The sequence below is a fragment of the Nonomuraea sp. NPDC050556 genome (assembly GCF_044457355.1).
In the GTDB taxonomy this organism is placed as follows: Bacteria; Actinomycetota; Actinomycetes; order Streptosporangiales; family Streptosporangiaceae; genus Nonomuraea.
This window is the reverse complement of the sequence record NZ_JBITGU010000003.1, coordinates 488,351-508,328: the sequence shown is the minus strand read 5'-3', so window position 1 is coordinate 508,328 and position 19,978 is coordinate 488,351. Positions and strand designations below refer to the sequence as shown.

18 protein-coding genes are annotated in these 19,978 nt (G+C 70.0%); 15 read left to right on the top strand and 3 right to left on the bottom strand.

The window, feature by feature from the left end; translation table 11 throughout:
* Positions 1-9 precede the first annotated feature (9 nt).
* Genes ACIBG8_RS31490 through ACIBG8_RS31460 form a run of 7 tightly spaced genes read left to right on the top strand, consistent with a single transcriptional unit; the run spans position 10 to position 7,043 of the window.
* Positions 10-1,020 (top strand): dipeptidase, encoded by a 1,011-nt coding sequence (locus ACIBG8_RS31490; RefSeq protein WP_397346657.1) that lies wholly within the window; start codon positions 10-12, stop codon positions 1,018-1,020.
* Complete coding sequence (locus tag ACIBG8_RS31485) at positions 1,017-2,075, top strand: M20/M25/M40 family metallo-hydrolase (protein WP_397346654.1); 1,059 nt, start codon at positions 1,017-1,019, stop codon at positions 2,073-2,075. Before ACIBG8_RS31490 ends, ACIBG8_RS31485 begins: the two co-directional genes overlap by 4 nt.
* On the top strand, positions 2,072-2,842 hold the full coding sequence (locus ACIBG8_RS31480) for a GNAT family N-acetyltransferase (protein ID WP_397346653.1): 771 nt from the start codon (positions 2,072-2,074) through the stop codon (positions 2,840-2,842). The genes ACIBG8_RS31485 and ACIBG8_RS31480 overlap by 4 nt, the downstream gene beginning before the upstream one ends.
* Positions 2,843-2,847: 5 nt before the next feature.
* Positions 2,848-3,198 carry a VOC family protein gene (locus ACIBG8_RS31475; protein ID WP_397346652.1) on the top strand — a complete coding sequence of 117 codons (351 nt, stop codon included), beginning with the start codon at positions 2,848-2,850 and terminating at the stop codon, positions 3,196-3,198.
* Positions 3,199-3,227: 29 nt separating this feature from the next.
* Positions 3,228-4,952: a zinc-binding dehydrogenase gene (locus ACIBG8_RS31470; protein ID WP_397346651.1), complete on the top strand. Its 1,725-nt coding sequence runs from the start codon at positions 3,228-3,230 to the stop codon at positions 4,950-4,952.
* A gap of 16 nt (positions 4,953-4,968) precedes the next feature.
* Positions 4,969-5,952 carry a helix-turn-helix transcriptional regulator gene (locus ACIBG8_RS31465; RefSeq protein WP_397346650.1) on the top strand — a complete coding sequence of 328 codons (984 nt, stop codon included), beginning with the start codon at positions 4,969-4,971 and terminating at the stop codon, positions 5,950-5,952.
* Entirely contained in the window at positions 5,949-7,043 is a 1,095-nt protein-coding gene (locus ACIBG8_RS31460) for a C45 family autoproteolytic acyltransferase/hydolase (RefSeq protein ID WP_397346649.1), read from the top strand. Before ACIBG8_RS31465 ends, ACIBG8_RS31460 begins: the two co-directional genes overlap by 4 nt.
* Here the strand turns inward: ACIBG8_RS31460 and ACIBG8_RS31455 are convergent.
* The 3 genes from ACIBG8_RS31455 to ACIBG8_RS31445 are packed head-to-tail and all read right to left on the bottom strand — an operon-like array spanning position 7,007 to position 10,541.
* The gene (locus ACIBG8_RS31455; RefSeq protein WP_397346648.1) at positions 7,007-8,458 is read right to left on the bottom strand and encodes an AMP-binding protein; all 1,452 of its coding nucleotides are present in this window, start codon (positions 8,456-8,458) and stop codon (positions 7,007-7,009) included. The two genes, ACIBG8_RS31460 and ACIBG8_RS31455, sit on opposite strands and share 37 nt — an antisense overlap.
* A complete protein-coding gene (locus ACIBG8_RS31450; RefSeq protein WP_397346647.1) occupies positions 8,458-9,414 on the bottom strand; it encodes an acyl-CoA dehydrogenase family protein in 957 nt (318 codons plus the stop codon). Before ACIBG8_RS31450 ends, ACIBG8_RS31455 begins: the two co-directional genes overlap by 1 nt.
* A complete protein-coding gene (locus tag ACIBG8_RS31445) occupies positions 9,411-10,541 on the bottom strand; it encodes an acyl-CoA dehydrogenase family protein (protein WP_397346646.1) in 1,131 nt (376 codons plus the stop codon). Before ACIBG8_RS31445 ends, ACIBG8_RS31450 begins: the two co-directional genes overlap by 4 nt.
* A 158-nt stretch (positions 10,542-10,699) precedes the next feature.
* On the opposite strand from ACIBG8_RS31445, the gene ACIBG8_RS31440 reads away from it, so the two are divergent.
* From ACIBG8_RS31440 to ACIBG8_RS31405, 8 genes are all read left to right on the top strand, one after another.
* Complete coding sequence (locus ACIBG8_RS31440) at positions 10,700-12,025, top strand: sensor histidine kinase (RefSeq protein ID WP_397346645.1); 1,326 nt, start codon at positions 10,700-10,702, stop codon at positions 12,023-12,025.
* Between the two features lie 2 nt (positions 12,026-12,027).
* Positions 12,028-13,344, top strand: a complete 1,317-nt coding sequence (locus ACIBG8_RS31435; protein WP_397346644.1) for a sensor histidine kinase — start codon at positions 12,028-12,030, stop codon at positions 13,342-13,344.
* Positions 13,341-13,940 (top strand): TetR/AcrR family transcriptional regulator, encoded by a 600-nt coding sequence (locus tag ACIBG8_RS31430; RefSeq protein WP_397346643.1) that lies wholly within the window; start codon positions 13,341-13,343, stop codon positions 13,938-13,940. Before ACIBG8_RS31435 ends, ACIBG8_RS31430 begins: the two co-directional genes overlap by 4 nt.
* A 67-nt stretch (positions 13,941-14,007) precedes the next feature.
* Positions 14,008-14,982 (top strand): diiron oxygenase, encoded by a 975-nt coding sequence (locus ACIBG8_RS31425; RefSeq protein WP_397346642.1) that lies wholly within the window; start codon positions 14,008-14,010, stop codon positions 14,980-14,982.
* A complete protein-coding gene (locus tag ACIBG8_RS31420; RefSeq protein ID WP_397346641.1) occupies positions 14,979-15,872 on the top strand; it encodes an SDR family NAD(P)-dependent oxidoreductase in 894 nt (297 codons plus the stop codon). The genes ACIBG8_RS31425 and ACIBG8_RS31420 overlap by 4 nt, the downstream gene beginning before the upstream one ends.
* 1,043 nt (positions 15,873-16,915) lie before the next feature.
* Entirely contained in the window at positions 16,916-17,941 is a 1,026-nt protein-coding gene (locus tag ACIBG8_RS31415) for a Gfo/Idh/MocA family protein (protein WP_397346640.1), read from the top strand.
* On the top strand, positions 17,938-19,062 hold the full coding sequence (locus ACIBG8_RS31410; protein ID WP_397346639.1) for a DUF6807 family protein: 1,125 nt from the start codon (positions 17,938-17,940) through the stop codon (positions 19,060-19,062). The genes ACIBG8_RS31415 and ACIBG8_RS31410 overlap by 4 nt, the downstream gene beginning before the upstream one ends.
* Before the next feature lie 197 nt (positions 19,063-19,259).
* Entirely contained in the window at positions 19,260-19,877 is a 618-nt protein-coding gene (locus ACIBG8_RS31405; protein WP_397346638.1) for a cupin domain-containing protein, read from the top strand.
* Positions 19,878-19,978 lie beyond the last annotated feature (101 nt).

Genomic DNA, 19,978 nt, shown 5'->3' with positions numbered 1-19,978 from the left:
TGAGGAAACATGACGCCTTCTGTGGTGGCTGACACCCACAACGACCTGCTCATGGCGGTCTCCGCCCGGCCGCCGGAGCGCTGGGCCGCATTCTTCCGCGAGCAGTGGCTGCCGCAGCTGCTGGCCGGAGGGGTGAACCTGCAGGTCCTGCCGGTGTTCATCGACGACCAGTACCGCCCGGAGGGCGCGCTCAGGCAGACCCTGCGGATGATCGAGTGCGCGCACGTGATCGCCGAGGGCAACCCCGAGTCCGTACGGCTGTGCCGTACCGGACAGGAGATCGACCAGGCTCTAGCGGACGGAAGGATCGCGCTGGTCCTGGCCATGGAGAGCATGCCGGGCCTCGACGCCAGCGTGGAGCTGATCTCCACCCTGCACCGGCTCGGCGTGCGCGTCGCCTCGATCGCCCACTGGGGCCGCACGCCCCTGGCCGACGGCAGCGGCGAGGACGCCACGGGCAGTGGCCTGACCTCGCACGGCGTGGCTGCGCTGCGCGAGATGGAACGCCTGGGCATGATCTTCGATGTGTCCCACCTCGGCGCCTCGGGCGTCGCGCACGTCCTGGAGCTGGCCACCAGGCCGGTCATGGCCACGCACTCCAGTGCCCGCGCGCTGCGCGACCACCACCGCAACCTCACCGACGACCAGCTCCGCGCGGTCGCCGCGACGGGCGGGGTCGTCTGCGTGAACTTCTTCGCGCCCTTCCTCACCGACGGCGCGCCCACCCTCGACCACCTGCTCGACCACGTCGTGCACGTCGCCGAGGTCGCCGGGGTCGACCACGTCGGGTTCGGGCCCGACTTCATCCGCGAGGTCATGGACGACCTGACGCCGCCCTGCTGCGACGAGGACGTCAACGTGCGCGGCGTCGACGTCCGGGCCTGTGTCCCCGGCCTCGAAGGGCCGTCAGGACTGCCGATGGTGATCGAGGGCCTGCTCCAGCGGGGTCTCGGTGAGAAGGAGGTCGCCCAGATCGCGGGCGGCAACGTGCACAGGTTCTTCCAGGAGCAGCTTTCATGATCGACGACATCGAGGAGCTCGTGGTCTGCGAGTCCTTCTCCGCCGACCTCGAGGCCGTGGCGCGCAGCGCCAAGGTGGTCGCGGCCATGGGCGCCCGGCTGCTCGGCGCCGAGCCCGAGTTCCTCGTCATCGACGGGGTCACCCACCTGCGCTGGACGTTCGGCACGCCGCGCGTCCTGCTGCTCGGCCACCACGACACCGTCTGGCCGATGGGCACGCTGCGCACCCACCCGTGGTCGGTCGTGGACGGCGTCGCCCGCGGGCCCGGCGTCTTCGACATGAAGTCGGGGCTGGTGCAGCTCTTCCACGCGCTCAGCGGCCTCGGCTCGCTGGACGGGGTGAGCGTGCTGGTCACCGGCGACGAGGAGGTCGGCTCGATCACCTCGGCACGGCTGATCGAGGACGCGGCGCGGGGCCTGGACGCCGCGTTCGTCCTGGAGGCCAGCGCGGACGGCGGCGCGCTCAAGACGCAGCGCAAGGGCACCTCGATGTACGAGGTGCTGGTGCACGGGCGGGCCGCGCACGCCGGGCTGGAGCCGGAGAAGGGCGTCAACGCCGCGGTGGAGCTGGCGCACCAGATCCTGGCCATCTCCGGTATCGGCGGCACGGACGGCACGACCGTCACGCCGACGGTGCTCGCCGGAGGCAGCACCACCAACACCGTGCCCGCGCTCGCCCAGGTGGACGTGGACGTGCGGGTGGAGACGGTGGCCGAGCAGCAGCGGGTCGACGCGCTCATGCACGCGCTGTCCCCCCGGCTGGACGGCGCGCGGCTGGAGGTGCGCGGCGGGCCCAACCGGCCGCCGCTGGAGGCGGCGATGTCGGCGTCGCTGTTCGAGCTGGCCCAGTCGCTGTCGCCGGTCCCGCTGCTGTCCGCGCACGTGGGCGGGGCTTCGGACGGCAACTTCACCGCCGGTGTCGGCTGCCCGACGCTGGACGGCCTCGGCGGGGTGGGCGGCGGAGCGCACGCCGACCACGAGCACGTCATCGTGGCCGAGCTGCCCGGCCGTACCAAGCTGCTGCGCGACCTGGTCGAGGCGGTGTTGTCCGCGTGAGCGCCGAGGCGGACGCAGCCGCTGCCAAGAGCGGGGTGGTCATCAGGGAGCTGCACGAGATCCAGGAGTTCGAGGCGGCGTTCCGGCTCTTCGACGACATCTGGCACCCGGAGCCCGGCAGCCCGCCGGTGCCCGTCGAGCTGATGATCACCTTCGCGCACTCCGGCAACTACGTGGCCGGGGCCTTCGAGGGCGACACGATGGTCGGCGCGTCGGTCGGGTTCCTGGCGGCAGGGGAGGCGCTGCACTCGCACGTGACGGGCGCGTCCATCGGCCGGGGCATCGGGTCGGCGCTGAAGCTGCACCAGCGGGACTGGGCGCTGGAGCGCGGGCTGAAGCGGATCGTGTGGACGTTCGACCCGCTCGTGCGGCGCAACGCCCGGTTCAACCTGGTCAAGCTGGGCGCGCGGCCCGAGGAGTACCTGGAGCGTTTCTACGGCGCGATGGCCGACGCCATCAACGAGGGCGACGAGCCCGACCGCCTGCTCGCGGTGTGGCGCCTGACGGAACCGCCCCCGCCGTACCCCTCGACCACCCCCGTGATCGGCCTCGCCGAGGTGGACGGCAGGCCCGTACACGGAAGCACGGACGGCAGGCTCGTCCTGGTCGCCACCCCGGCCGACATCGAGGCCCTGCGCCGCGAGGACCCGTGGACCGCCAAGGCGTGGCGCGCGGCGATGCGCGAGACCCTGGGTGGTTTGATGGCCGAAGGCGCCCACGTCGTGGGATTCACCGGCGAAGGGCAATACGTCGTGTCGAGGGAGTAGACAGAGTGATCAACGGCGCTCATGTCATCCTGTACAGCCGGGACGCGGACGCCGATCGGGCGTTCCTGCGGGACGTGCTCGGGTATCCGCACGTCGACGCGGGCGGTGGGTGGCTGATCTTCAAGTTGCCGCCGGCCGAGGTGGCCGTGCATCCCGCCGACGGCGCGGAGGCGCACGAGCTCTACCTCATGTGCGACGACCTCGAAGCCACGATGGGCGAGCTCCGGGCCAAGGGGGTCGAGGTCGGCGAGACCAGCGAGCAGCGCTGGGGCGTCCTCACCAGCTTCACCCTGCCGGGCGGCGGCAAGGTCGGGCTGTACGAGCCGCGCCACCCGACGGCCTACGACTTGACCTGAACCTTGGTTGAGGTTGCACCCTCGGAAGCATGAAGACGATGCAGGTGACCCGCTTCGGCGGGCCCGAGGTGATGCGGTTGACGGAAGCGCCGGACCCGGTCGCCGGGCCGGGGCAGGTTCTCGTCGACGTCGAGGTGGCCGACGTGCTGTTCCTCGACGCCCAGTTGCGTACCGGGTGGGGCGCGGAGTGGTTCGGCCAGGCTCCGCCGTACGTGCCGGGAACGGGCGTGGTGGGGCGGGTGCGCGGGGACGGGCGGCGGGTGGCGGCGATGGTCACCGGCGGGTACGCGTCCCAGGCGGTGGCCGACACCGTGGTCGACATCCCGGACGGGGTGTCGATGACCGAGGCGGCGGCGCTCGTGCAGACCGGCCCGGCCGCGCTGTCCCTGTTCGAGGCGGCGCGGATCAAGCCGGGCGACCAGGTGCTGGTCACCGCGGCGGCGGGCGGGCTGGGCAGCCTGCTCGTCCAGCTCGCCGTCCAGGCGGGCGCGGAGGTGACCGCCGCCGCGAGCAAGGGACACGATGTGCTGCGCGGGCTTGGTGGGCGCGCGGTGTCCTACGAGGACGTCGACGGCAGCTTTGACGTGGTGTTCGACGGGGTCGGCGGTGAGATCGGCACGGCCGCGTTCGCGCGCACGGCCGGGGGAGGCAGGTTCTTCGGGTACGGCGTGCCGAGCGGCTCGTTCGCCACCACGGACCCGGCCAGGAGCGACGTCGAGGTCATCGGCATCGAGCAGGTCCAGTTCGCTCCCGGGGAGTGGGCGGAGCTGCTCAAGAAGACCTTCGGCAGGGTCAAACCGGTCGTCGGCGCGACCTTCCCGCTGGAGCTGGCGGCGGAGGCGCACCGGGCGATCGAGGCGCGCGCGACCCTCGGCAGGACCCTGCTGGTCGTCGGCAGGCGCGCCGCCTACACCGACGGGGTGCTGCGCGTCGAGGCGGCCGAGCTGCCCGAGCCCGGCCCCGGCCAGGTGCGGGTCAGGACCGTCGCGGCGGGCGTCAACGGCATCGACTGGAAGCTCGGCAGGAACGGCCCCACAGGTCTGGAAATTTCCGGCGTGGTGGAGACGGCGGGCGGCGGGTTCGCGGTCGGCCAGGCGGTCGTCGGCAGGGTGGAGGGCGGCGTCGCCACCTACGTGACCGCCGACGCCGGCGACCTGGTGGCCAAGCCGGACACCCTGACGTTCGAGCAGGCGGCCGGGCTCCCCGTAGTGCTGGAGACCGCGCTGCGCACCCTGCGCACCCTGGGGCTCAAGCGCGGCCAGACCCTGCTCATCCACGCGGCAGCGGGCGGCGTCGGCCTGGCCGCCGCGCACATCGCACGGTCCTGGGGAGCGACGGTCGTCGGTACGGCGAGCGTCGCCAACCACGCCTTCCTCCGCGAGCGCGGCGTGCTGCCGGTCACCTACGGCGAGGGCCTGGAGGACCAGGTCCGCATGCTCGCCCCGCAGGGTATCGACGCCGTCCTGGACGCGGCGGGCTCCGGCGTCCTCGGCCTGTCGGTCGAGCTCACCGGCGACCCGGCCAAGGTGGTCACCATCGCCGACTTCACCGGCGCCGCCGAGCACGGCGTGGAGTTCTCCAGGGGCGGCCTGGCCTGGCGCGAGGTGTTCGCCGAGCTCGCGCCGATCCTCCCCGACCTGCCCCTGACGATCTTCCCGCTGCACCAGGCGGCGGAGGCGCACGAGCTCAGCAGGACCGGCCACACCCGGGGAAAGATCGTGATCTCGATCGAGGAATCAACCCTTCCGCAATAGCTGGCAGACTGATCGCATGCTGGAAACCTCGGCGCGGCTGCTCCGCCTGTTGTCCCTGCTCCAAGCGCACAAGGAGTGGTCGGGACCCGACCTGGCCACCAGGCTCGGCGTCACCACCAGGACCGTGCGCAACGACGTGGAACGGCTGCGCACCCTCGGCTACCCCGTGCACGCCACCCCAGGCGTCGCCGGAGGCTACCGGCTCGGCGCAGGGGCGGCGCTGCCCCCGCTGCTGCTCGACGACGACGAGGCGGTGGCCGTCGCCGTCGGGCTCGGCCGCGCGGCCGGCGGCGGGGTGGAGGGCATCGAGGAGACCTCGGTGCGCGCGCTGGCCAAGCTGGAGCAGGTGCTGCCGAGCAGGCTGCGCCGCCGGGTCAACGCGCTCAACACCTACACCGTGCAGATCCCCGGCACGGAGCCGAAGATCGCGCCGGAGGTGCTGACCACGATCGCGAACGCGGCGCGCGACCACGAGGTGCTGCGCTTCGACTACACCGGGCACCACGGCGAGTCGGCGTCGCGCAGGGCCGAGCCGTACCGGCTGGTCCATCGCAAGGGGCGGTGGTATCTCGTCGCGTGGGACCTGGAGCGGAAGGACTGGCGCACCTTCAGGGTCGACAGGGTCGAGCCGCGCACCCCGGCCGGGCCCCGGTTCACCCCGCGCGAGCTGCCGGCGGACGGCGACGTGGCCGCCTACGTGGAGCAGGGCGTCAACACCGCGATGTGGCGCTACAGCGCCAGGCTCCTGCTGCACGCGCCAGCCGAGCAGATGACCAGGCTCCCGCTCGGCACGCACGTCGAGCCGGTCGACGAGCACACGTGCATCCTGACCACCGGCGGCGACGACCTGAGCGGCATGGCGGTGTGGATCGGCTGGCTGGAGGTCGACTTCGAGATCCTCGACCCGCCCGAGCTGGTCGACCACGTCCGCCTGACGGCCGAGCGCTATCAGCGCGCGGTCAGCGGCCGGTCAGCGCAGGCGCCCAACCTGGGGGCATGAACTCCATCACGCAGGTAGCGGGAAGCACGCACGACTTCCAGCTCGTCAGGCACCTGGAGACCGCCGGCAGCCAGTTCGCGATCGGCAGGGCGATGGCCGAGGAGGCGCGCGAGCGCCTCGGGTGGGCGCCGCAGCCCGCCGACCCCACGGTGAACCGGGCGCGGATGACCTGGTTCGAGCGCAACTGGCCGCAGCACCTGGCCAGGCTCGACGGCGTCGCCGACGCGTTCGGCGTCGACCCGGACGACGACTCCCTGACCTTGGACGGGCTGTCGGGGCTGCCGATGGCCTGCTCGGCGCTGTGGGTGCCGCCGTCGGCCGCGCCGGACGGCCATGGCAGGATCGGCCGCAACTACGACTTCTTCACCATCACGATGAGCGAGCTCATGGGCGCCCCGCCGCGCGAGGGCGAGCTGCCCATAGCGGCGCGGCCGTACGTGATCACCACCCGCCCGGACGAGGGGCTCGCCTCGGTCGTCATCACCATGTCGGGGCTGGACGGCTGCATGGACGGCGTCAACGAGGCGGGCCTGTCCGTCGCCCTGCTCATCGCCGACGCCACGACGGCAGCGCCGCCGGAGGACACCTCGCCGCAGGTCGGGGTGGACTCGGTGCAGCTGCCCAGGTTCCTGCTCGACACCTGCGAGAACGTGGCGCAGGCCAAGCAGGCGCTGCTGGGCGCCAAGCAGTACGACCACGGCATGCCGCTGCACTACATCGTGGCCGACGCGGACGGCAACGCGTTCGTGTGGGAGTCCGAGCGCATCTTCGAGGTGGGCGACGCGCCGCTGTGCGTGACCAACCACCTGCTGCACAGCCACCCCGACCCGATGGCCCTGCCCGAGGACACCGACGACACCCTGGAGTCGTACGGCAGGCTCAGGAGCCTCTACGAGCGCAGCAAGGGCGCGACCATGTCGGGCGACGACATCAGGCAGGCGCTCGAGGCCGTGTCGCCGACGCCGGACAAGGCGTGGCGCACGACCTGGAGCACGGTCTTCGACACCCACGACCGCACCCTGTCGACCCGCTTCTACCTGGGCGACGAGGCGGGCTACTCCGGCGAGCTGCTCTTCTCGGCCGCCAGGTAGTCCTCGCGCACCTTCGACCGCGACAGCTTGCCCGTGGGCGTCCTGGGCAGCTCCTCCCTGAACACGATCACCTTGGGATGCTTGAACCTGGCGATCCGCGGCTCCAGGTGCGCGAGCAGCTCCTCGGCCGTGACCTCGGCCGAGGGCTGCACCAGGGCGACCACGTTGTGCCCCCACTCCTCGTCGGGCACCCCGATCACCGCGACGTCGCCGACGGCCGGGTGCTCCAGCAGCGCCGCCTCGATCTCGGCCGGGTAGATGTTGACCCCGCCCGAGATGATGAGGTCGGTGCGCCGGTCGCAGAGGAAGAGGAACCCGTCGGGGTCGAAGTAGCCGATGTCGCCCGGGGCGTACCACTCGCCGCGCATCGTGGAAGCGGTCTTGGCCGGGTCCTTGCGGTACTCGAACGAGCCGAGCGTCGTCTTCACGTAGATCATTCCCGGCTCGCCCTGCGGCACCTCCTCGCCGTTCTCGTCGAGGATCCTGGCCTCGAAGGTCGGCGCGGGCTTGCCCACGGTGCCCGGCCTGGCCAGCCAGTCGAGCGGCTTGACGGAGAAGGCGATCGCGGACTCGGTGGAGCCGTAGTACTCGTAGAGCACCGGCCCCCACCAGTCCATGATCCCCTGCTTGACGGCCACCGGGCAGGCGGCGCCGGTGTGCATGACCTGGCGCAGCGAGGACACGTCGTAGCTCGCCTTGACCTCGGCGGGCAGCTGCAGCATGCGGTGGAACATGGTCGGCACCATCATGGCGTTGGTGACCTTGTACTCCTGGACGAGCCGCAGGATCTCCTCGGGCTCGAACCTCGGCGTGAGCACCAGCGTGTGCCCCAGGTGCAGGGCGAACTGGGTGTGCGCGCACGGAGAGGAGTGGTACATGGGCGAGGTCACCAGGTGCACGTCGTCGCCCGGGGTGAGGTCGCAGACCTGGCCGAGGAACCAGACGTAGAGCGGCACAATGTCCTCGGGCGGCGCGGGCGTGAGCTTGCGCTGCACCCCTTTGGGGAACCCGGTGGTGCCCGAGGTGTACCACATGACCGCGCCCGAGGTCCGCTCCTCAGGGTCGCCCGTAGGTTGCCCCTCGGCCAGCGCGGCGACGTCCTCCGGGCTGCGGACGACGACCTTCGCGTCGCAGTCCTTGAGGATGTAGTCGATCTCCGGCTCGGCCAGGTGCCAGTTGATCGGCACGTAGTAGAGCCCGATCTGGCCGGTCGCCATCAGCATAACCACCGGGTCGATGCCGTTGCGCAGCACGCCGGCGACCACGTCGCCGACACCGAGCCCACGGGAGCGCAGGCCGTGCGAGACCTGGTTGACCAGGGCGAGCAGCTCGCCGTACGTCGTGACCGTGCCGTCGGTGTCGATCACCGCCCGCCGGTCAGGATCGGCCTTGGCGATCTCGTAGAACCCGTTCATCACAGCTCCAGGAGGTCGGCGATGCGCGTGCGGTGCCGGTACGGCGGGCCGAGCAGGACCTCGTCGGCCTTGGCGCGCTTGTAGTACAGGTGCGCGTCGTGCTCCCAGGTGAAGCCGATGCCGCCGTGCAGCAGCAGGTGGTCGCCGGCCACTTCGAAGCAGGCCCGGCCCACGTGCGCCTGGGCGAGCGCGGCGGCCAGCGGCAGCTCGTCGGGCGACTCGTCGGCGGCCCATGCGGCGAACCTGACGATGGACTCGGCCTGTTCCAGCTTGCCGTGCATGTCGGCCATCTTGTGTTTCACGCCCTGGTAGGAGCCGATGTAGCGGCCGAACGCCACGCGGATCTTGGCGTAGGCGACGATGGCGTCGAGCGAGGCCCTGATCACGCCGAGCTGCTCGGCGGCCAGGGCGACCATGCAGAGGTCCCTGGCGCGGGCCAGCGCGGCCGGGTCGTCGGTCAGGGTGCGTCCGCCGGAGACGGTCACCCTGGCCATGCGCCTGGTGGGGTCGAGCCCTGTCAGGGACTCCTTGTGCGGCTCAGCAAGAACGAGCGAGGTGCCTGTGTCGGCGAGCACGACCTCTGCGTCCATAACCGGTCCAGGCCCGGTGACCAGGGTGGCGGTGGTGCGGCCCTCGGCTATGGCGGTGAGCAGCTCCTTGTCGGGCGCCTGGAGCAGGGCGATCGTGGCGAAGGTGGTGGCGAGGAAGGGGCCGGGGAGCAGCGCGGCGCCCGTCTCCTCCAGCACGACGGCCAGCTCGGCGAAGCCCGCCCCTGCTCCGCCGTACTCCTCGGGGACGATCAGGCCGGACAGTCCGAGCTCGCCGTTGAGCCGCGCGTAGACGGCCGGGTCGTACCCGTCGGGCATCTCCATCGCGGTGCGCGTGGAGGTGGTTTCCAGGAAGGATCGGACGGCGGTGCGCAGCTCCTGCTGCTCGGGGGTCGGTACGAGAATCACGCCTGGGTCCCCACCTTCAGGTCCTTGAACGGCACGGTCTTGTCCACGCGCGGCTCAGGGGGCAGCCCGAGCACGCGGTCGCCGACGATGTTGCGCATGATCTCGTTGGTGCCGCCGCCCAGCGACATCGCCGGGGCCAGCGCGATGGCGTGCGACAGCTCCTCGTCCACCAGCGCCTCGGGGCCGACGAGCCGGGTGGCGAGGTCGGCCTGGAACATGGTCAGCTCGGCCAGCATCAGCTTGGCCCCGCTGCCCCGCGCTCCGGGGAAGATCCCCGCCTTGATCTCCTGCGACAGCCGCTGGTTGAACAGCGCCATCGCCCGCTGGCGGATGTAGAGCTCGACGAGCTGGTCGCGCACGTACGGATCGCTCGTGTCGACCTTCTCGCGCAGCCACTGGACCGCGTCGCGCTGCCCGCCCATCCCCACGCCGGAGGAGATCGACAGCCGCTCGTGCAGGAGCGTCGTCACCGCGACCCCCCAGCCGTCGTTGACCTCGCCGATCCGGTGCTCGTCCGGGATGTGGACGCTGTCGAAGAAGATCTCGTTGAAGTGGGCGCGGCCCGTCATGTCCTTGAGCGGCCTGACCGTCACGCCGGGCGCGTGCATGTCGACGACGAACATGGTCAGGCCCTTGTGCTTGGGCACGTCCACGTCGGTGCGGGCGAGCAGCAGCCCCCAGTCGGCGACCTGCGCCACCGACGTCCACACCTTCTGGCCGTCGACCACCCAACCCTCGCCGTCGCGTACCGCCTTGGTCTGGAGGCTGGCCACGTCACTGCCCGCTCCTGGCTCGGAGAAGAGCTGGCACCAGATCTCCTCGCCGCGCAGCAGCGGTTTCACGAAGCGTTTCCGCTGCTCGTCGTTGCCCCGGTCGACCAGGGTCGGGCCGGTCATCCCGAGGCCGATGGAGAAGATATAGGTCGGGAGGGAGAAATCGCGGGATTCGGCGGCGAAGGCACGTTCCTCAGCCTGTGTCAGCCCTTGGCCACCCCATTGCGCCGGCCAGGTGATGCCGGAGTATCCGGCGTCGTAGAGCCTGGCCATGAACACCTTGGGTTCCGGGTCGTCCGCCGTGTTCTCCACCAGCCACTGCCTGGCCGTACGCCGATACTCAGCAAGGTTCACGTCGTCTCCTTGGCATCAGTGTTCACTTACTCTAATCAGCCGCGAGCCACCCGTATAGAGCGATGTTCTAGGGCATTTTGTCGGGATTTATAGATGAATCTCCGTTAATTAGGGAGAACAACACCTAGTGTGATCATCTGATTACCGGGGGGAAAGGCGTGATCACATCTGTCCGGACCAGGCTGACGCTCATCGCGAGCGTGTCCATGGCCTTGGTCTGCCTCGTCGTGAACACCCTCGTGTTGTACGGCGTGCACAACGGCGCGGTCGACCTTCGGACGAACGAGGTCGTGACCGCCGCTCTGCGCGCCGTCCATCTGGTCAAGCGCGGCGACCTGCCCGAGGTGATGACCACGGACGCCGACGGCATCCAGGTCATCAACTCCGTCGGCCAGGTCGTCTCCTCCTCGGCCAACCTGGTCGGCAAGCCGCCCATGACGAACATCGTCCCGGACGAGGACAACGTCAACCGCACCCAGACCGTGTGCGGCATGCCCGACTTCGGGGGCGAGTGCCAGATCGTCGCCGCGTTCCGCGTCTACCAGCAGGACGGCGACTGGCTGGTGTACGCGGCAGGCCCGACCGTGCCCTGGTACGTGCAGCCGGGCGTGCTCGCCGTACTCATCGGACTGTCACTCGGGCTCGTGGCGCTGACCTGGTTCTTCACCTCGCGCACGGTGGCCAAGACGCTGGCGCCGGTCGACGCGATCAGGGCCAAGCTCGCCGACATCACCGCGACCGACCTCGGCCAGCGGGTCCCCGTACCCGACGACTTCGAGCTGCACGCCCTCGCGCAGACCGCCAACCAGACGCTCGACCGGCTGGAACAGGCCGTCGAGCAGCAGCGCAGGTTCGCCTCCGACGCCTCGCACGACCTGCGCAGCCCCATCACCGCGATGCGGACGCAGGTCGAGGAGGCGATGCTGCACCCGGACGACGCCGACTGGGAGCAGACGGGCGAGGCGCTGCTGTCCAGCCTCGACCGGCTGCAGGCCATCGTGGCCGACCTGCTGATGCTGGCCAGGCTCGACGCGGGAGCGCCCGGCGCGAGCGACGCGGTCGACCTGGCCGAGCTCGTCACCGCCGAGACCAAGCGGCCTCGCACCAAACGCATCGTCGCCTCCCTGGCCGCCGGGGTGGTGGTCACCGGCGACCGGCTGCGGCTGGCCAGGCTGCTGACCAACCTGCTCGACAACGCCGAACGGCACGCCGAGCGCACGGTGACCGTAAAGGTCGCGTGCGAGGAAGGTCAGGCTGTGCTCGAAGTCGTCGACGACGGCGCCGGCATCGCGGAGGATCAGCGGGAGGTGGTCTTCCGCCGGTTCACCCGCCTCGACGCCTCGCGCCACCGCGACGCGGGCGGCACCGGCCTCGGGCTGCCCATCGCCCGCGAGGTCGCCAGGGCACACGGCGGCTCGCTCTACATCGAGGACTCCCAAGCGGGCGCCAGATTCGTCCTCAGGCTGCCGCTGCGGAAGGGTTAACGATGCTCAGCACGTGGTCGGTCAGGAAGCGCCTCACCCTGGCCGCCTCGCTCGTCGCGCTGGTCACCACGCTGGGGAGCGCCGCGATCGTCACGATGCTGGCGCACGTGGTGGCCACCGAGTACATCACCGGCCAGGTCGCCGGCGCGGCGCGCAGGGTCGCCTTCAACGTCGAGCGCTACGCCCCCGACCGGCTCAAGCCCGTCACCGTGACCGAGCAGATCGACCTGATCCAGGTGGTCGACAACACCGGCAAGGTACGGCAGGCCAGCCCCAAGCTCGCAGGCGAACCGCCTTTGGTCACCACCACGCCGAGCACCGACGACGGCAGGGTGGACCTCGTCGTTCCGCCCGGCCTGATCACGGTGGGCTTCCGGGTCCGCGTCGACCAGACGTACTGGATGTCCTACGCGTTCGCCCCCACGCTCCCCTGGTACATCCACCCGGCCTTCGCCGCCGTCATGCTCGGCGGCATCCTGCTCATGGTCGGCGTGGTGACGCTGCTGACCTCCAAGGTGGTGGGCAGGGCGCTGCAGCCGGTCAAGAGCATCAAGACCGAGCTCGCCGAGATCACCGCGACCGACCTGGGCAGGCGGGTGCCGCCCTCGCGCCACCAGGACGAGATCGCCGAGCTGGCCGACACCGTCAACGAGACGCTCGACCGGCTGCAACTGGCCGTCGAGCAGCAGCGCAGGTTCGCCTCAGACGCCTCGCACGACCTGCGCAGCCCCATCACCGCGATGCGCGCCCAGGTGGAGGCGGCGCTGCTGCACCCCAGGGAGACCGACTGGGAGGACACCGGGCGGGCCATGCTGGCGAGCCTGGACCGGCTGCAGGCCATCGTGGCCGACCTGCTCACGCTGGCCAGCCTCGACGCGGGCGCGCCCGCCGCCAGCGACCCCGTCGACCTGGCGAGGCTCGTCACCGAGGAGACGGCCAGGCCACGCTCCAAGCGGGTGACCACCTTCCTCGACGAGGGGGTGGTGGTCTCCGGCGACCGGCTGCGGCTGGCCAGGCTGCTGACCAACCTGCTCGACAACGCCGAACGGCACGCGGAGGGTACGGTCACCGTCAAGGTCGCCCGCGAGGACGGCCAGGCCGTACTCGAGGTCGAGGACGACGGGGCGGGCATCGCCGAGGACCAGCGCGAGGTCGTCTTCCGCCGGTTCACCCGGCTGGACGCGTCCAGGAACCGCGACGCGGGCGGAACCGGCCTCGGGCTGCCCATCGCCCGCGAGATCGCCAAGGCGCACGGCGGCACGCTCAAGATCGAGGACTCGAAGGCCGGAGCGCGCTTCGTCCTACGATTGCCGCTGTGACACGGGGAATCAGTCAATTACGGCGGGACGATCTACTCAAGGCGGCGTGCGAGGTCATCGCGGCGCACGGGTTCGGGCACACCCGCACGCTCGACATCGCCAGGGCGGCAGGAGTCAGCCAGGCGTTGCTCTTCTACCACTTCGCGACCAAGGACCAGCTGTTCGCGCAGGCCTTCGAGTACGCGGCCAGGCGTGACCTGGACGCGCTCGCCCGGTTGGAGCGCTCCGCCGCGCCGCCGCTCGAACGCATGCGCACGCTGCTCAAGCTCTACTCCCCCGCGGGTTCCGCCAAGGCGTGGCGGTTGTGGATCGACGCGTGGTCGGAGTCGATGCGCAGCCCGGCGCTGGAGAGCACCTCGCGGCGGCTCGACCTGATGTGGAAGGACGCCTGCCAGGAGGTCATCGAGAACGGCGTGGCCTCCGGCGCGTTCACCTGCGCCGATCCCGAGGGCGCAACGTGGCGGATCCTGTGCCTGTACGACGGGCTGGCGGTCCAGGCGACCGTGCACCGCGGGGTGCTGACCCGGCGCAGGATGGCCGAGCTGGTGCGTACGGCTGTCGCGGCCGAGTTGGGCGTCTCAGCGGACGATCTGTGACGACGGTCACTCTTCCCCCCTTATTGGATGCTCCGTACAATTGCCCGGGAGGAGAGGAGTGCATGCGATGACACCTGCACCGAGCTCTACCGCGGCCAGGGAGAACGACGAGACCGTCGCCGACAAGCGTGCCTACCGAGCGGTCATCGAACGCCTCTCGAAGGCCTCGGTCGACAAGCACTGGGAGCCGTACAAGGACATCCCCTGGGACGACCCCGACTTCCTGATCCACCACGACGACCCGCGCTGGGAGCTGCCGGAGGTCGACAAGCTGGGCGCGCACGCGTGGTACCGCTCGCGCCCGCCGGAGGTCCGGTCGAAGATCGGGCTGTGGCGGGTGGCCACGGCGATGAAGATCGGGCTGCAGTTCGAGAACCTGCTCAAGCGCGGGCTGCTCAACTACGCCTACCGGCTGCCCAACGGCTCTCCCGAGTTCCGCTACGTCTACCACGAGACCATCGAAGAGGGACATCACGGGATGATGTTCCAGGAGTTCGTCAACCGCACCCGGCTGCCGGTGCGCGGGATGCCGGGGCCGCTGTCGGCGATCGCGCAGGTCGCGCCGTGGATCCCGCTGATCTCCACCGAGCTGTTCTTCATCTTCGTGCTCGGGGGCGAGGACCCGATCGACCACGTGCAGCGCAAGGTGCTCAAGGACGGGCAGAAGCACCATCCGCTGGAAGAGACGATCATGCGCATCCACATCGCGGAGGAGGCCAGGCACATCTCGTTCGCCCGGCACTACCTGCGCAACCGGGTGCCGCGGATGCCGCGTTACCGGCGGCTGCTGCTGGGGGTGATCTCGCCGATCATCCTCGGGATCATGGCGCGCATCATGCTGGCGCCGCCGGGGTCGATGATCAAGGAGTTCAGGATCCCGCGGAACGTGGTGGAGGAGGTCTACCTGCGTAGTCCTGCGGCTTCGCAGGAGATCTCGGACTCGGTGGGGAAGACTCGGGAGCTGTGCGCGGAGGTCGGGCTGGTCAACGGGTTCACGCGGCGCATCTGGAAGGTGATGGGGATCTGGCGGGTGGCGGCTTGAAGACGGCTGTCGTCACGGGCGGCGCGTCCGGCATCGGCCGGGCGGTCGCCCGCTCGCTCATCCAGCGCGGGGTGGCGGTCACAGTGGCCGACCTCAACCCCGCCGGGTCCACTTTTGAGGACTCCGCCCTTGCTTCGACCTCCCCCACTTCGGCCTCCCCCGCCTCGACCTCCCCCACTTCGACCTCCTCCGCTTCGGCCTCCTCCGCTTCGATCTCCTCCGCTTCTGTCGAGTTCGTGAAAGTCGACGTGACCGACGCTGAGGCGGTCGGCGCGCTGATGACCGAGGTCAAGGAGCGGTACGGCAGGCTCGACTTCGTCTTCAACAACGCCGGGATCGCCATCGGCGGCACCACGGACGAACTGACCCTCGACCACTGGAACCGGGCGATCGACGTCAACCTGCGCGGAGTCGTGCACGGGGTGCACGCCGCTTATCCGATCATGGTGGAGCAGGGATACGGGCACATCGTCAACACGGCGTCGCTGGCCGGACTGGTGCCCGCCCCGCTCATGCTCCCCTACACCACGACAAAGCACGCAGTGGTGGGATTGTCGCTGGCACTGCGCGCCGAGGCGGCCGCACATGGCGTGAAGGTGAGCGTGATCTGCCCAGGCTTCACCGACACCCCGCTGCTCGACCATGCCAACCCCGGCCTCCCAGCCACGGCGGCAGGCACCCAGGCCAGGAGCGCGGCGATCCGCGTACAGGGAAAGCTCTACTCGGTGGACGCACTGGCAGCCGACATCATGCGAGGCGTGTCCCGCAACCAGGCCGTGATCGTCGCCCCCGCCTCAGCCCGGCTGGCCTGGCGAGCCACCCGCATATCCCCCTCAGCCACAACCCGAATAGCCGCCCTAGCCGTACGCCGAGGCTTCACTCTCCCGTGAGAGTTTCATCTCCCCCAAACCGGACATATAGCCATATATGAGCTCAAAGTCTCGCCAGTCTCGGGAAGAACACGAACGCCACCCAGAGGTGCACGAGGTAGTAGCGAAACCCCAGCCTTCAACGAAGCCGAGGGCCGCATCGACAGAACGCACCACCTCAGGCGGCGCCCTGTCGAAGCGAATCGCCAAGCAGCCATTGCCGTTGCGACGGGGGCAGCGCTTCGGCACCAAGCAGGGTGGCGGACGCCAAAGCTAGCGGGTGACCCCGCAGATGCCGGTCCCGGATCCTTCCCCACTCGGACCCGGGACCGGTGTGCTAACCACCCACCCCCTCTCCCCCACCGGGCCCCGCACACCACACCCCACCCTCACCCCCGGGCTCCGCACACCACACCCCCGCACACCGCGCCCCCGCGCACCACGCCCCCACCCACCGGGCCCCGCACGCCACGCCCCATCCTCGCCCCCAGGGTCCGCACACCACGCCCCACCCCACCCACACACCGCGCCCCCGCGCACCGCGCCCGCGCGCACCGGGCCCCGCACGCCACGCCCCATCCTCGCCCCCAGGCTCCGCACACCACGCCCCACCCCACCCACACACCGCGCCCCACGCCTCCGGCACGCAGGGCCGCTTGAAGGTGGGTGAGTGGGATGCGGAGGCGCATGGGGCGGGTTGGGCCCTATCCTCATCCCGCACAGCGCTCCACCCACGCAGAACCTCACCCTGATCGCGCAGCACCCACCCCACTCAGGCGCCACGCCCACCCCGCGCCCCACTCGCACTCCTCACCCCACCCGCACACCCACCCCCTTGCAGCGCCACACCCACCCCAATGCAGCGCCGCACCCCAACCCACGCAGCACCTCACCCTCATCGCGCGCAGATCACCCACACCCGCTCCTCCCTGCACAACTCTCCACGCGGTGCCCACACCCGCCTCCTCCCGTGAACCCCCGTCGGTCCCCCAACCCCTAGTGACACGCCGCCACAGCGAGCCGTAGGGTGGGAAAGCGCTTACCCGACGGAGGAGAGACCCCGAATGATCCGTGTTGCCATAGTTGGCACCGGAGGCATCGCCGACGCCTGCCACATGCCCGCCCTGGCCGCCCAAGCCCACCGCGCCAAGGTCGTAGCCGCGGTAGACGTGGACCCCGACCGCCTCAAGGAGTTCGGCACCAAGCACGCCGTCCCCGCCCTCTACACCGACCTCGACGACATGCTCAGCACCGAACGCCCCGACCTCGTACACATCTGCACGCCCCCCTTCCTGCATGCCGTACAAGTCAGGAAATGTCTGGACGCCGGAGCATGGGTCTGGTGTGAGAAACCCCTGTGCCTGTCTCTCGCGGAATTCGATGAGATGTCCGGCCCCAACCTCTCCGTCGTCTTCCAGCACCGCTTCGGCTCAGCAGCCCAGCACCTCCGCTCCCTCATGTCGGAAGGCACCCTGGGCCGCCCGTTGGTCGCGGTGTGCAACACGACGTGGTTCCGTACGCCCGCGTATTTTGCCGTGCCCTGGCGAGCCAGATGGGATACGGAAGGCGGCGGCCCCACGATGGGTCACGGCATCCACCAGATGGACCTGATGCTGTCGTTCCTGGGCGAATGGGAGGAAGTCCGCGCCATGGCGGGCCGCCTCGACCGCGACACCGAGACCGAGGACGTCTCGATGGCGATGGTCCGCTTCTCCAACGGCGCGATGGCCAGCATCGTCAACAGCCTGCTGTCCCCCCGCGAGGAGAGCTACCTCCGGTTCGACTTCGCCGACGCCACCGTCGAACTACGCCACCTGTACGGCTACAGCAACGAGAACTGGTCCTCGACCTCACCCCACTGGAACCCGCCCGAGGACGTCCCGAGCTCCCACAGCGCCCAACTCAGCGACCTGCTCGACGCCTTCGAACGCGGCGAACACCCCCCGGTCAGCGGCGCGGAAGCACGCAGCACGCTGGAACTCGTGGCAGGAATCTACGCGTCAGCCCTGACCGGCACCCCGGTCCTCCGTACGGAGCTCACCCCCGAGAACCCGTTCTACCGCCGCATGAACGGAGGACTCGCCCTGTGAAAGACACCGGCACGGAGCTGATCGCCCACCTCAACGGCATCGAAGTGCTCCGCTACGTCTACCGCCCCGAAATGCCAGAAACCGAATCCCCAAAGCCCTACTTTCACCCACTCCGCACCTTGAGCGGAAATATCGTGACCGGCTACCGCCCGCACGACCACCGCTGGCACAAGGGCCTCCAGATGACGGCATCCCACGTCTCAGGCCAGAACTTCTGGGGCGGCGGCACCTACGTCCACGGCTCCGGCTACGTGGACCTCCCCAACAACGGCACCATCCGCCACGAAGAATGGCTCACCCCACCCCAAGAGGCCCCCAGCCTTTCCGGACCAACCCCACCCCGAGGACCCCTAAGCCGTTCCCAACCAGCCCCAGAACGCCTCAGCCCCTCCCATCCGGCCCCAGAACGCCTCAGCCCTTCCCAACCGGCCCCAGCCCCAGAATCCCCAGCCGCGACCCGACCGACCCCAGGCTCGGAGTCCCCCACCACCTCCCAGCCAACCAACGCCCCAGCCACGTCCCGACAGACCCCAGGCCCAGAGCCCCTCCCTCCGCCGACCACCTCTCGCGACAGGCCAGCCGGCGAGCACAACAGCTCCACCAACCAAGCCACCGAACGCCTGACCTGGTGGACACGCGACGGCGAGCACTGGATAGACGAACTCCGCACCTTCTCCGCCACCCCCACAGCCGACGCCTGGACCCTGGACTTCGCCACCACCCTGACCAACACCCGCAGCGAAGACCTCCTGTTCGGCAGCCCCACCACCCACGGCCGCCCCATGGCCGGATACTCGGGCCTGTTCTGGCGCGGCCCCCGCTCCTTCACCAACGGCCACACCATCGGCCCAGACATGGGCGAACAGGGTCAATGGCTGGCCTACATCGGCACCCACGACGAGGTCGACGCAACATCCACCCTGCTCTTCACCTCATCCGACCCCAACCAGACCTGGTTCGTACGCGCCGATCCTTTCGCCGCCGTCAACCCCTCGATCGCCTTCTCAAAGGAGGTACGGCTGAAGCCAGGCGAGTCGATGCACCTGAGCTACCGCCTAGTGATCGCCGACGGCACCTGGGACCGCCCCCGCATCGAATCCCACCTCAAGGCCCACCCATGACCCCACCAAACCCCCCACCGCCCACCACCCCCCAAGCCCAGCCCACACCCCCCAGCCAGGCCACACCAGCACCAGAAGCGGCCACCCCCAGCCACCCCGAAGCCCCAGCCCCAGCCCCAGCCCCAGCCCCAGCGACGCTCTCAGACCCCACAACGTTCTCAGGCCTACCCGGCGCCGTAGGCCTATCGGACCTGCGCGTGTACGACTGGCCAGCCGCCGACGGCCTCTGCGGCGGCTCCCCCCACATGCACCTCGCCTGCTCGGAAGCGTACGTAGTCATAGAAGGCCAAGGCACCGTACAAACCCTCACCTGGTCCGGCTACGCCGAAACCCCTCTAACCCCCGGCACAGTGGTCACCTTCCTCCCAGGCACCATCCACCGCCTAATCAACACCGACACCCGCCTACGCATCCTCGTGATCATGCAGAACAGCGGCCTCCCCGAGGCCGGCGACGCCGTCCTGACCTTCCCTCCCGACGTACTGGCATCCAGCAAGAAGTACGGCGCAGCCACCACCGGCGACACCAGAAAGCGCCGAGACCTGGCAGTAGAAGGCTTCCTCCAACTACGCGCCGAAGGAATGACCGCCCTGGATTCATTCCACAAGGCAGCGATGAACATCGTCTCCACCCGCCTGGACACCTTCGAACAGCGGTGGCAAGAGGGCGCCCACGCCGCCTCCGAAGCAACCCGCACCCACCTGAACGCCCTACGCCACCACAACCCCACCCACCTACGCGCCGCAACAGTCACCACCCTCACCCAGCACCCCCGCCCAGGCATGTGCGGCCACCTCCAGACCTACACCCCCTAACACCCCACCCCGCACCCCGCACCCCGCACCCCGCACCCCGCACCCCGCACCCCGCACCCCGCACCCCGCACCCCGCACCCCGCACCCCGCACCCCGCACCC